This window comes from Desulfoscipio sp. XC116 (assembly GCF_039851975.1).
In the GTDB taxonomy this organism is placed as follows: domain Bacteria; phylum Bacillota; class Desulfotomaculia; order Desulfotomaculales; family Desulfallaceae; genus Sporotomaculum.
In genome coordinates, this window is sequence record NZ_CP156660.1 from 3,584,433 (window position 1) to 3,597,468 (window position 13,036).

General features: G+C 43.2%; 13 protein-coding genes. 3 read left to right on the forward strand and 10 right to left on the reverse strand.

Annotation, left to right across the window (positions count from 1 at the left end; translation table 11 throughout):
- Nucleotides 1-107: 107 nt before the first annotated feature.
- From ABDB91_RS16960 to ABDB91_RS16975, 4 genes are all read right to left on the reverse strand, one after another.
- Nucleotides 108-968 (reverse strand): NAD(P)-dependent oxidoreductase, encoded by an 861-nt coding sequence (locus ABDB91_RS16960; protein ID WP_347488855.1) that lies wholly within the window; start codon nucleotides 966-968, stop codon nucleotides 108-110.
- Between the two features lie 37 nt (nucleotides 969-1,005).
- On the reverse strand, nucleotides 1,006-2,415 hold the full coding sequence (locus tag ABDB91_RS16965; protein ID WP_347488856.1) for an MFS transporter: 1,410 nt from the start codon (nucleotides 2,413-2,415) through the stop codon (nucleotides 1,006-1,008).
- A 618-nt stretch (nucleotides 2,416-3,033) separates the two neighbouring features.
- Complete coding sequence (locus ABDB91_RS16970; protein ID WP_347488857.1) at nucleotides 3,034-4,434, reverse strand: sigma 54-interacting transcriptional regulator; 1,401 nt, start codon at nucleotides 4,432-4,434, stop codon at nucleotides 3,034-3,036.
- A 102-nt stretch (nucleotides 4,435-4,536) separates the two neighbouring features.
- The gene (locus ABDB91_RS16975) at nucleotides 4,537-5,232 is read right to left on the reverse strand and encodes a FadR/GntR family transcriptional regulator (RefSeq protein ID WP_347488858.1); all 696 of its coding nucleotides are present in this window, start codon (nucleotides 5,230-5,232) and stop codon (nucleotides 4,537-4,539) included.
- Between the two features lie 279 nt (nucleotides 5,233-5,511).
- Here ABDB91_RS16975 and ABDB91_RS16980 point away from each other — a divergent pair, with 279 nt between their 5' ends.
- The 3 genes from ABDB91_RS16980 (at nucleotide 5,512) to ABDB91_RS16990 (ending at nucleotide 8,123) form a co-directional block, all read left to right on the forward strand.
- Nucleotides 5,512-6,555: an Ldh family oxidoreductase gene (locus ABDB91_RS16980; RefSeq protein ID WP_347488859.1), complete on the forward strand. Its 1,044-nt coding sequence runs from the start codon at nucleotides 5,512-5,514 to the stop codon at nucleotides 6,553-6,555.
- Nucleotides 6,556-6,668: 113 nt separating this feature from the next.
- Nucleotides 6,669-6,953 carry a UxaA family hydrolase gene (locus tag ABDB91_RS16985; protein WP_347488853.1) on the forward strand — a complete coding sequence of 95 codons (285 nt, stop codon included), beginning with the start codon at nucleotides 6,669-6,671 and terminating at the stop codon, nucleotides 6,951-6,953.
- Nucleotides 6,954-6,956: 3 nt separating this feature from the next.
- On the forward strand, nucleotides 6,957-8,123 hold the full coding sequence (locus ABDB91_RS16990) for a UxaA family hydrolase (protein ID WP_347488852.1): 1,167 nt from the start codon (nucleotides 6,957-6,959) through the stop codon (nucleotides 8,121-8,123).
- A 290-nt stretch (nucleotides 8,124-8,413) separates the two neighbouring features.
- On the opposite strand, the gene ABDB91_RS16995 is transcribed toward ABDB91_RS16990, so the two are convergent.
- From ABDB91_RS16995 to ABDB91_RS17020, 6 genes are all read right to left on the reverse strand, one after another.
- Complete coding sequence (locus ABDB91_RS16995) at nucleotides 8,414-8,878, reverse strand: iron chelate uptake ABC transporter family permease subunit (protein ID WP_347491641.1); 465 nt, start codon at nucleotides 8,876-8,878, stop codon at nucleotides 8,414-8,416.
- Nucleotides 8,879-8,901: 23 nt separating this feature from the next.
- On the reverse strand, nucleotides 8,902-9,495 hold the full coding sequence (locus ABDB91_RS17000) for a class I SAM-dependent methyltransferase (RefSeq protein WP_347488860.1): 594 nt from the start codon (nucleotides 9,493-9,495) through the stop codon (nucleotides 8,902-8,904).
- A 27-nt stretch (nucleotides 9,496-9,522) separates the two neighbouring features.
- Nucleotides 9,523-10,311 (reverse strand): ABC transporter ATP-binding protein, encoded by a 789-nt coding sequence (locus ABDB91_RS17005; protein ID WP_347488861.1) that lies wholly within the window; start codon nucleotides 10,309-10,311, stop codon nucleotides 9,523-9,525.
- A 35-nt stretch (nucleotides 10,312-10,346) separates the two neighbouring features.
- Nucleotides 10,347-11,117 (reverse strand): ABC transporter permease, encoded by a 771-nt coding sequence (locus tag ABDB91_RS17010; protein WP_347488862.1) that lies wholly within the window; start codon nucleotides 11,115-11,117, stop codon nucleotides 10,347-10,349.
- The gene (locus tag ABDB91_RS17015; RefSeq protein WP_347488863.1) at nucleotides 11,089-12,117 is read right to left on the reverse strand and encodes an ABC transporter substrate-binding protein; all 1,029 of its coding nucleotides are present in this window, start codon (nucleotides 12,115-12,117) and stop codon (nucleotides 11,089-11,091) included. The genes ABDB91_RS17010 and ABDB91_RS17015 overlap by 29 nt, the downstream gene beginning before the upstream one ends.
- Nucleotides 12,118-12,297: 180 nt before the next feature.
- Nucleotides 12,298-13,017, reverse strand: coding sequence for an ABC transporter ATP-binding protein (locus ABDB91_RS17020; protein WP_347488864.1), 720 nt, complete (start codon nucleotides 13,015-13,017; stop codon nucleotides 12,298-12,300).
- Nucleotides 13,018-13,036: the final 19 nt, after the last annotated feature.

Genomic DNA, 13,036 nt, shown 5'->3' on the forward strand with positions numbered 1-13,036 from the left:
TAGGCATTGCTGATTCACTGCTACTGAGAATGCTGATATGGTTCTTTCTGCAATAACCAACCCCATAATTTTACGGCCCTGAGGTTGGTTATTGTAAATATTATTTTTTACTTTAGAACTTTATAAACCGCGTTACAATCTTCGTTGGCAAGACCTTCGGCTTCAGCAATTTCATAGAATTTCTTAGCCAGTTTAGTGAATCTGGCATCATAGTTCCAGTCATCGGCCATTTCGCAGCCTAGCCTAACATCCTTTAAGGCTAAACTGACCCCAAATCGATTAGCAAAATCGTTGTTTCGAATCCAAGGGCCACGAACCTGCAACTGGAAGGAATCGGCGCCGGTATCGGCTAGCAGCTCTTGCAGTTGCCCGGGATTAATGCCGGCCTTTTCGCCAATTCTCAAACCTTCCGCCAGTACCGCCAAGTTGGTCATACCAATCATATTGCTAATTAATTTAAAAGCATAAGCTTGTTCAACATCACCAAGATAATAAACATTGCTCCCTACGATCTTTAAGATATCCAGCATTTTTTGGTAAACTTCTTTCTTCCCGCCGGCAAAGATAGGTTGCTCTGCTTTTTCAGCTTGGGCAGGCCCCTTACCCAAGGGACAACCCAAAAAATCAATTCCCTTACTGGCCGCATGATCGGCTAATTCCCTGGCTGTTTTGGGGTCAATGGTACTTACGTCAATGTAGATGGCACCGGACTTCATTTTATTCAGTAATCCTTCTTCACCCAGCATAGTTGCCTTAATGTGCTTGGGCAAGGGCAGACTGGTAAAAACAACATCACAATCAGCCATTTCAGATGCGCTTTTAGCTGCTTTTCCGCTAGTTCCGGCAGCTAATGTTTTTTCGATAGCTTCATTACTTAAATCAAATACAATTACATCTTTGCCCGCACGAATAAGGTTCCGGGCCAAAGCACCCCCCATAATACCTAAGCCAATATATCCGAATTTCATAAAAGACACCCTTTCTAACTAAAATTAAACCGGATAACTATCCGTTACAATTTGCGATTTCATCCCTCAACGCTTCTGTCTCAACATCTTTTCCGGCATGATCCCATTTTATAGCTAGGATCGACAGTAACCCAAAAGCCGGTACCAGTGCCAGGAACAGCAATGTCTTTTGCAGATCAACGGCAGCCAACACCAGCGGGAAGAAGTAGAAACCAATAATACTGCCTACACGTACCATAGTCTGCCCCCAGCCCGAGCCCAAACCACGGATGCCGGCCGGGAATGACAGGGTGGCTACCGCCATTCCCTGAGCTCCGGGGCCAAAGGAATGACCTAAGATAAACATGCCAATAAATAACGCCTGCAACATAATGGACATGTCTTCTTTAAATAATCCGATCGCCAACAAACAAGCTAAGGCAGTACTATAACCAATAATACACATTCTTCTTGAACCTAATTTATCTGCAATAAAGGCCTGCCAAGTTCCACCGACAATACCGAAAAGGTTAAATACTATAGAACCAAGGATTGCCCAAAGAAACTCCTTGCCGAATATCAACCCCGCAATAACCGGCAGATAGAAACCAACCGCAAAATACTCCATACTCTGGGTCATGGATACAATTGTAGCCATCAAAGTTCTTAACCTGTAACGCTTAGTAAACAATGCGCCATATGAAAGATTAGGTTTGTTTGATTCCTGAATTGGCTCAAGGTCTTCCGGCTTGCAATCCAGTATAACTTTAACTTCATAAGTTCTTTCAATAATCCGGGCCGCTTCCTTAATACCAACATGGTTTAATGCCCACAGAGGACTTTCTTCCATAAAGTATTTTCGCATTATAAGAACAACTATAGCCGGTACAGCGCCGAAACCAACTGCCCAACGCCACAAGTTTTCATTGGCTCCCAAGAAATAAATAGGAAGAATAATCAGGAAAGACGCAGTCGCCGCGATATACCACATTCCCTGCCAAAGATTAACCCATTTTCCTTTTCCTTTAAGGGAACTAAATTCAGCAATATAACTTAAGGCTACCGGGAAATCTAAACCAACGCCGATACCCATCAAGAACCGGCAAATCATTAATATTTCCACATTGGGTGCGAATGCCGCCACCAGAGCTGACACTACAAAAAACCATAGGTCCGCATAAAACATCTTTTTTCTTCCTAGCTTGTCCACAAGATAACCGCCAAAAATTGCCCCCAACAGGGCGCCAAAGGCCATAGAGGATGTTAAATTACCAAGTTGTGCCGCAGTTAAATTAAATTCCTCTCGTAACTGCACTGCACCAATACCCAGACTGGTGAAATCATAGGCGTCAATAAATATTCCACCCAAAGCCGTAAGAAGTACAATAGTAGCATTTTTAGCCCGGCCACAAGTGTTAAGAAAGTTAATGATGTCTTGTTTCCCATGGACAACAAGTTTTTCGGACATAAACAACTCCTGCCTTCCGATTTTTATAGCTTTTACGTAGATTTTGTATTAAAATTAAATTGGTTTTTATCTTTTTTATATTCATTGGGGAGGAGGCAACTCGTAACGCACCCTCCTATTTTTTTTTATAATTATTGGGCACTTACGATACAATTTAGTCGGCAAAAGTCCCTGGTGAACCAAAGCCCCTAACTTTCACAATCATAATTGATTATTAATCCCTCCTAAAATATAATCTAATTATTTCAATCTTTCAGGCCATTGTTTTAATATTATCACCCCCTCGGCAAATAATTTTTTCGTTCTAAGAGAAACAGCTGTCTGATTAAGATGAGCAAAAATTATGCCACAATAAAAAATGCGGAATATACCACTATTCCGCAACAATAATCCTCAAAATAGTATTGCACTCCTGCAATACTATTTTAATTTAAGTTCTTTAAGTCTTGTTTTCAATCAATTTTTTATCTTTGCACTTTTGCAAAGACATTGTAAAAAAGCAATACCTTAGCGAGAAAGTTTAATTTAATTAAGTCAAGCTTTCTAAAAATACGCAACATTACAAAGCATTTTCAGAAGTTGGACCTTCAACTCTTTATATTAAACCTAACCCCTAAATTAAATAAGACCATATTTTTTTAATTTCCTAAAAATAGTTGAATGATCCACTTGGAACATTTTAGCCAGAGATGAAACTTTACCGTGTTTGTTTAACGCATTTTCAAGAACACTTTTCTCAAACTGGCTAATAATTTCATTTAGCGATTTTTCCCCTATATTCATTGGATCAGTTTGAATTCCATCTTGATTTATCAGTAAGTAACCGGGCAAATCATATGCTTGCAGGACCTCCTTATCCGCGGTTACGACTAACCCCTGAATCAAGTTTTCCATCTCACGGACATTACCGGGCCATTTATAATTTTTTAGAAGCTGCTTAGCCTCTTGTGTAAAAACAATTTTCTTTTTATATTTTGTATTATATTTACCCAAAAAGTAATCAATAAGCGCTATAATCTCTTCAATCCTCTCCCGCAACGGGGGGATTTCCAATGTGGCCACATGCAGGCGATAGTATAGATCGCTTCGAAAAAGACCTTCTTTGATAGCCAAATTCAGGTTTCTGTTAGTAGCTGCGATAAAGCGCACATCCACTTTTTTTACTTTGGTCGAGCCAATTCTTAGCACTTCTTGGTCCTGTAGGACACGCAATAATTTTGCTTGCATGGAAAGGGGTAATTCTCCAATCTCATCTAAAAAAAGTGTCCCCTTGTCAGCTAGTTCAAAATAACCTGGCTTACCTTTTGCGCTGGCCCCGGAAAAAGCACCCGGGTCATAGCCAAATAACTCCGATTCTATCAAATTTTCCGGAATTGTCGCGCAATTAATTTTAAAGAATGGTTCATTTTTACGGGGACTAAATTCGTGAATCTTTTTGACAAATACATCTTTACCAACACCAGTTTCCCCTAGAATTAACACGGTGGTATCTGTTGGAGCAATTCTTCTTAATAAGTCCATTAGTTTTAGCATCTTCGGGCTTTTAATTATTATATTGGTTTGACCAAAATGTTTGGTGCGAAGGTGTTGGGCCTCTTGATAATATTTTTGAATCAGGTCTTTCTGGGCGGAGATCTCATCTTTTAACTGGGAGAGGACAGTAACATCTCTAACATAAGTAACCACATAAGCCACTTTACCGTCTTCATCAAATACCGGATGCCCGTTTATAACAGCTTTTCTGCCTGTTTTATTTACTTGAACGGAAGTATGAGGTTTACCTGATTTCACAACTAGCGGGTTGAGGGGGGAATTAAATATACCCTCCTCCTCTAAATCTAAAACATTATGTCCTAATAGTTCTTCTTTTTTTAATCCCATAAGTTTTTCATATCTTTTATTTACAAATATAGTGTTGCCACTAGCATCTGTAATATAGATACCATCGTAAAAAATATCCAATATTTTATCAAAATAAATTCCTAATCTTTGCAAATTTGTTTGGTAGTTCGTGCTCATATAGACACATCCTCTTAAATGCTAACTTTTTTATATTGCACTTTTACCCTCCGTTAATAAAGTTCGCTTATCTTTAAATAGCACCATTAAACCTACCTGTTTTTACTTAATGCTAAATGAATTAGCAATACTTAACAAATGGACTTTCATTTTCTCTTGGGCCTTTTGCTTATCTTTTTCATTAATAGCTTCATATATATCGTAATGTTCTTCAATAGATTGTTTTATTCTACCCTCAATGGTAAGGGTTTGACGGCTGCTTACTTGCAGAAGATCCAATAGATTTTGCATAAGTCGTATGGCCACAGGGTTTTTTGAGGAATTAGCCAACAATAAATGAAAACCGCGGTCTATTTCACCGATGGCAATTAAGTCGCCGGTTTTTATAATTTCTTCGTGAGATTTCAAATTTTCCGCCATGTTTTTCAAATCCTCTTTGCTATGGCGTTTTGCAGCCCAACCCGCAACCGCAGTTTCCAATACCATGCGAACTTCGATTAAATTGTTGATAGTATCCTGATTGTTATATAAAAGGCCGGAAAGCTGTTTGGCTATGTGCTGGGAATCCGGCGTTGCGACAAAAATACCCACCCCGTGTCTTACTTCTAAGACACCTATTCCCGCCAACGTTTTTACCGCATCCCTGACTACCGTTCGACTGACTCCAAATTTTTCAGCCATATCCCGTTCAGTAGGAAGGCGGTCACCCGATTTTATTTTGCCCTGCTCGATCAATTTACTTATGTATTCAGCGACTTTATTTTGTAAAGTATTGTTACGGCCGATTCGTTCAAACATATGCACTAACCTCCATCTGTAATTTATACCACTAAAGCGATAAAAAAACCTGCTAGCTTAAACATGATATAAATTTTCCGAAATAAGATTGACAATCAACGAAATAAGCTTGTATAATTTGCTTAACCTGAACATAGGTGTTACCACATACCTATGTTCACATACCTATTATAACATGGAATAAGTTTTAAGATATCTTTTATCAATTAAAAACTGTTAAGTTGTGTAGTAAAAATTTAAAATTCAAAGATAGGGATTTCTAAGGAGATGTTCTAGTTTATGCATAACATTGTAGCTGAAGATTTAAAGAGGTTCTGTTCCAGTTTGTTAGAAGGTGCGGGTGTTCCCTCGGAAGATGCTGAAACTGTGGCCACCGTATTGGTAGATACAAGCCTTGATGGTATTGATACTCACGGTATTAGCCGTCTGCCTGTCTACTTGACCCGATTGCAAAGTGCCCGTATTAACTCCCGACCGAATATAAAATTTAAGCGCACAGCTCAGTCCGTAATCTTGCTGGATGGAGATAACGGCCTGGGGCAGTTGGTATCCGTGCAGGCTATGGGAAAAGCCATTGAAGCGGCAAGGGAAACCGGCGTGGGAGTGGTGCCGACCAAACACAGTAATCATTTTGGCGCCGCTACTTATTATTGCAAAATGGCCGCTAACGCCGGCATGGTTGGCATGGCTTTTACCAATTCTCCTCCCGGTATTCCCCCTTGGGGTGGTAAAAAACCTTATTTTGGGACCAACCCAATTTCATTTGGCTTTCCGTGTGTTGCTGAGCCGGTGGTTGTGGATATGTCGTCCAGTAACGTTGCTAGAGGTAATATTATACTGGCGGCCAAGGAAAATCGTCCTATACCCGAAGGCTGGGCTATTGACGCAGATGGAAACCAAACAACGGATGCTCAAAAAGCTTTAAAAGGAGCAGTGCTTCCTGTCGGCGGTCCCAAAGGATACGCTCTGGCTTTGGCTGTGGAAATACTGGCGGGTGTTATTAGCGGCGCTGCCTATGGTCCTCACGTAGGTTGGATCTATGATGAAAGTCTGGAGCCGGTAAATATAGGACATTTCTTTATAGCTATGAATATTGAGTCGTTTATGCCCAAAAATGAATATATCAATCGTATGGAAAACATGATATCTGAAATAAAAGCTGTACCCAAGGCAGAAGGGTACGATCGCATATTACTGCCGGGAGAACGCAAGAATGCAAAAGCCAACAAGCGGTTACGGGAAGGTATTCCTGTTAAAGCAGCTTTATTGGACGAACTTAACGAAATCGCTGTTTCTCTCGGTGTTGAAAAACTTTTACATTAGGCTTTTAAAAGTTAAGTGTAGCAATTGCAAATATCTTTTCCGGGGGTGGTTGCACTCTAACACAATAAGGAATCAGACACTCAAACAATCAACAATTTTGGAGGGAGTCAATTATGAATCAACCATACTTTATTGTGCATGACGATAAAGATTCGGTCGGCGTTGCGGTAAAAGTTATCAAAGCGGGAGAAACCGTAGAAGGCTGGGTTATGTCAAACGACGCCACAATCAGTATTACAGCCAAGCAGGACATTAGAATCGGTCATAAAATTGCGCTTACCGATGTAGCAGAAGGCAAAGCAATTATTAAGTACAACGTACCTATTGGCAAAGTTGTTGCTCCTATAACAAAGGGAGAACACGTGCATACACATAATTTAAAGACTGCGAGGTGGTAATCAATGGCTAATTATAACTTTCCAACATTTAATGCCTATCGTCGTGAAAACGGTAGAGTAGGTATCCGCAACTATGTTGTTATTCTTCCTTTAGATGATCTTTCCAACGCGGCATGTGAAGCAGTAGCTCATAATGTTAAAGGCACTCTGGCATTGCCACATGCATACGGGCGCCTGCAGTTCGGAGAAGATCTCGACCTTACTTTCCGCACCTTGATTGGTATCGGCAGCAATCCCAACGTGGCTGCTGTTGTGGTTATTGGTATCGAGCCGGAATGGACAAACGTTATTGTAGAAGGTATAGCCGAAACAGGCAAGCCTGTGACCGGATTCTCAATTGAGCGCAATGGGCAGCTTAAAACAATTGAAAGAGCTTCCTGGAAAGCGCAGGAGTACGTCCAGTGGGCTACCGAGTTACAAAGAGTTGAATGCTCGGTCGACGAGCTATATGTATCGGTAAAATGTGGTGAATCCGATACTACTTCCGGATTGGCATCCAATCCAACCGTTGGCAGGTCTGTTGAAAGGCTTGTTGCCGCCGGCGCTACTGTTAGCTTTGGTGAAACCTCCGAAGTTACCGGTGGTGAAGATATTTGTAAAGAACACGGCGCCACCCCCGAAATAGGCGAAGCATTTCATAAAATATGGTCCGAGTATAACGATTTTATCATCAGCAAAGGTGTAGATCTTTCCGGTTCGCAGCCCACCAAAGGTAATATTGCCGGCGGCTTAACCACAATCGAGGAAAAAGCTCTGGGTAACCTGCAGAAAATCGGCAATTGTAAATACGTAGGCGTTCTGAAGCCGGCCGAATCTCCTACAGGAAAAGGTCTTTGGTACATGGACACTTCTTCAGCTGCCGCTGAAGCAGTGACACTGTGGGCGGCGTCCGGCGCAGTGGTACACTTCTTCCCCACCGGACAGGGCAATATCATTGGCAACCCGATTGAGCCGGTTATAAAGCTTTCCGCTAACCCAATGACCGTGGTAGACATGAAGGAACATATTGATGTGGACGTTAGCGGCATATTGCGCAGGGAAATGAATCTGGATCAGGCTTCGGACGCGTTGTTGGAGATGATGATCCGTACCTGTAACGGCCGGTTTACAAGTGCTGAAGCTTTGGGACACCAGGAATTTGTACTGACTAAATTATATCGTAGCGCTTAATGCTATAAATTGAGTAGGAGGAAATGATTAACTTCCGTCCACTCATACGCTATACGTTTGTTTTGTGATCCCGCCTCTGAGCATAATTCCAAAGCCCTTGTCCTCGCCAGAAGGTGAGGACAAGGGCTTTACAAAACCCATCGGGAAGGAAAACACTTTTAAAAGAGCGAGGACCTTTATGGCCTTAACGTCTTACCCCCCGCTTGGCTGTCTGCTATAACCCCCTAATGTTAATCTTATATACTACCAATCCCCCTGGCACGAACAATTCCCTTCTTAGTACCGGCCAGTCAGGAAACGAGCAGATTGGCTCGTTTTTTATAAAGCAAAAAAAAGAAAAACGGCGCTCCCAAAGTAGCAGTAATAATGCCAACGGGAATTTCCAACGGCTGAAAAAGAGTCCTCGCCAAAGTATCACTCATAACAAGAAGAAGCCCCCCCAGTATCCCGGATAAGATAACTAAATACCGGTTATCATTGCCAATTATCATCCTGGCAATATGAGGAGACACAAGACCGATAAAACCGATTGTCCCGGCAACACTTACCGCACTGCCTGCCAAAACGGAAGCGGTAATAATAATCATCAATCTTGAAATCTCAATGGACAACCCCAGATTCTTGCCCACTTCTTCCCCCAGCAGAAAAAGATTAATCCTGGGACTGAGAACGATAGCAGACAGGGCCCCCAACATACTATACGGCCAAATCAGGTTACAATAAGACCAGCCACGACCGGTCAGGCTCCCGGCCAGCCAGGTATTAGCTCCTTACTTTTTTATTTCCTCATTTCAACCCAGTGAACCGGCTCACCCTCCACATCGGCGATAAGGCGGTATCCCTCAATGCCTGTTTTTAACAGTAATTCTTTCAATTCATCTCCTTTTATAAATCCCTTCTCCCCTTTTTCCTTCATCCTCTGGCGTCCCTTTCCCTGAAGACGTTTGCGCATGGTAGGCGGGGTATAGCGGCCCAACCCTCCGCCCACGAAAGCAATTCCTCCTGTTTTCAAAACCCGGTTTATTTCCCGCAAGCCCTTGACCTGGTCTTTCCAAAACCAAAGTGAGCCCCGGCTAACCACAAGATCGGCAAAATTATCTTCAAATGGCAGCGCCGTGACATCCGCACCCACAAAATGAACAACATTATCAAGCTCATTTTCGGCTGCGTTTTTTCTGGCCTTGTTTAAAGCTTCCGGATCCAAATCCACGAAATAGATTTCCAAATCAGTAATTTTAGCCAGTTCAATACCCATATATCCATGCCCCGTACCAATATCAAGACATTTCCCGCCGGTAATCCGGTAATCATCCAGGATTTGCTGAGCAATCAAAGGATAGACAGGCATTAAATGTCTATAAGAATTTGACATAAACAAAGCCCCCGCTTTCCTAAAATTTCAAGAAGCCCCTTTTAACATTTTCGCCGGCAAAACAACAGGCCGGTCAAAATCACTAACCCTGCAGACAGTGGCGTCAACATCATAAACATCCTTCAGAAGATGACTGGTTATAATGTCCTGAGCCTGCCCATGGGCGCGAATGCGCCCTTCTTTAAGAACAACAAACTTATCGGCTACCGTCATGGCTTGATTGATATCATGCAATACCAGAATAATAGTCTTTTTATACTGCCGGCGAATCTGCTTCAGAATGTCCAGCAAATACCACTGGTATTTTAAGTCCAGAAAAGTAATGGGCTCATCAAGCAGAACAATCTCGGTGTCCTGAGCCAGAATCATGGCGATCCATGTTCTCTGGCGTTCTCCTCCGGAGATCTTATCCAACGGCCGATGCCGGATTGAGTATAAATTCATATAATCAATTGCCCACTCAACATTTTTCTTATCTTCTTGATTCAGGAACCAACCAAACCGCTGATAAGGACTTCTTCCCATAGCCACCAGTTCATAGACAGTAACATGTTGCACCATTTCCAGGTTTTGCGGCAGAAAAGCAATGTGACGGGATATCCACTTACGTTTTTTATTCCTGATATCCTCACCATAAAGCAAAACACGTCCGCTGTCCGGCTGCAAAAAACCGTTCAGACAACGCAGCAGGGTTGATTTGCCCGAACCGTTAGGCCCCACCAGGGCCAGTATTTCACCTTGATCAACAATAATATTGATGCTATGCAAAATATCTTGTTTTTTATAGGAAAAGTTCAGGTCCTTAATCTGCAGCATCTAAAACACCCCCAGCCTTAAACGTCAGCCGATATTTATGGCGATTCCGGTTTATCGTAGCTGGACCAGTGCTTTAAAGGCCGGATTAATAAAAATTCCAGACTGACAAGGATTATGAGCAGCACCAGTATCCAGGCAAAAAGCCGTTCTGTTTCCAGGTACGTGCGGGCAATTGCAATTCTTTGCCCCATTCCCTCACGGGCGCCAAGCAGTTCAGCCATAATAGTCAAGCGAACAGATGAAGCCATCGCCAGCGAAAGACCGGCGATCAGGTAATGCCGCATACCCGGAAGATATATTTTACCGATAGTAAGCAGCGGGGGCAAATTATAGACCCGCGCCATTTGCAGCAAATCATGATCTATGGATTTCAGCCCCTCCGCCGTGTTGGTATGTATTACCGGAAACACCAGCAAGGATACCAGAAATATAGTCATTTTTGTTCCCAGGCCAAACCAGACCATAGCTACCGCAACAAATATAATTGCCGGTACGGCCAGTAAAAAGCTTATCAATGGCCGCATAAGCAATTCCAATTTAATGAAGTAGCCGGCTAACAGACCGCTGCTCAAGCCAATTACTATTCCAGCGCCCAATCCCACTATCTGACGTTGGAAAGTAATAAGCAGGTTTTCTCCCAATTCACCGCTTTTGCAAAGGACCGCCAGCGCTTGCAGCGTCTCCGCCGGTGAAGGAACCAGCACCTGGTTATAACGCATGGAAAGCAACTGCCAGCCCAGTACAAGTATAAATACGCCTGATAAGTAGTAGCAATTCCTATTTGGACTGGTAGTAGAATTCGGCATCAGGTATCTTACCCCCAAAGGCTCTGATATCGGCCGTCTGGCTTAGTTCTTTCAAAAAAGCATCCACCTCCGACCGGCAATCCGCGGCATGCCGAGGCTGCAGGCGAGCATATTTAAGAGATTGGCTGACTGCCGAAGCCTTCATTGAAGGGACATGTTTTTCAACTATGGGGCCCATTTCTTCAGAGTGACTATTAACCCATGCAGCAGTATCCATATAGAACTTCTCAAAACCAGCCACCTGTTCGGGCGTAACTCCGCTATCATTTACAACAATAATAGTGCCCTGGGGCATACGGGCGTTTTCTTGCCCGGGCAGTTTGTTCCACTCCCGAGTCAGGTCCAGAACCCGGTGCAACTGAACACCGGATTTCTGCGCGTTTAAAGCGGCAATACTGGATTGGGGTTCGTTTAATACGGCATATTTTAATTGCCCGGCTGCCAAACGAGAGGAAGCTTCAGGCATATCCAGGTATGTAATAGTAAGGTCGCTATCCGGATTTATGTTGTTTTTTATCAGCAGATGGCGAAATACCAGATCTTGTATTCCACCTTGCCCCGATATAGCCACTTCCTTGCCTTTCAGATCCGGTAAGGACTTAACCTCCGAATCGGTACTCATAACGTAGAACGTCCCCCAGACGGAAACCATAAGCAATTGCACATTTAAACCCTTATTATAAGAAAGTACGGCGTTGCTGATGGGGGTACTGCATAGTTCCACTTCTTTGGCAGTTATCATAGCGGTTAATTGCTCAGAGGTCTGCCAGGGTTTAAGCAAGATTCTGCTATTTTGTTCCGCCATTTGCGCCAGGGGGTAGGTAACCGGGCCGGGGGCGCTTCCTACAATGAGATTGAGATCTGCAATTTTAGCGGCGTCTCCCGCCTGTTGTGCCGAAGTATTGGTGGGAGGTGCTTCCTGACCGGCCTTTTGCGCGCATCCGGCCGGAATAATAAGCAGAGTGAAAAATACTATTATGGCCATAAGTTTTCTTTTCATTGCAAATGCCTCCGTTTCTTAATGGATACGGGCGAATCCACATATAATTAAGTTTTTATCTTCGCACAGGCTGCAAGTTCTAAATAAGTGCGGCTAAAGGTTCAGCGGTCAGGGGACACACCTCGTTCGGAGGAATGTCCCCAATGCAAGGGTTAAAACCCCACCTGAACCAAGTCTTCTTTATTGGCAGGCGCTTGAAATAACCGGATTAATAGCGTCTAATAAAATTTGTTCCATCTGTTTCGTGTAGGACTGCTCATATCTTTGATCAGGTTCGGGATATAGATCCAGCATGACTTGGCAGGGCCGCCCCACCACCACTATTATCCGATCAGCAAGTCTTAGTGCCTCTTTTACATCATGAGTAACCATAACAGTGGTGCAAGCATGCCATTGGCCCAGAGAAAACAAAAGCTCTTGCATATCCCTTTTAAGATTTTCATCTAAACCGTAAAACGGCTCGTCCAACAGAAGCAAGTCGGGCTGAATAGCGAAAGCGCGACCGATAGAAACCCGTTGCTTCATGCCACCGCTTAATTGTCCGGGATAATAACCGCCGAATTCTGCCAAACCCAGCACCGGCAGCAGACTTTCCACGCGTTGACACCGCTGTCGGAAATCCAGCCCCAGATTGTATAAGCCCACATGCAGATTTTGCTCCACCGTTAACCAGGGAATCAGCCGGGGTTCCTGGAAAACATAAGCCAGTCTCCGGTTGTCAGATTCAACCTGCCCCGACTGAGGCTTGACAATGCGGGCCAGAATATTTAATATGCTGGTCTTACCGACTCCTGAAGGACCAAGGAGACAAATAAATTGCCGCCGGTCACAATTTAAATTAAATTGTTCAAGGACTTTTAATTTGCCATAATGCAGTACAACTTCATACAGGCTAAACAATTGCATTCACCTCGGTAAA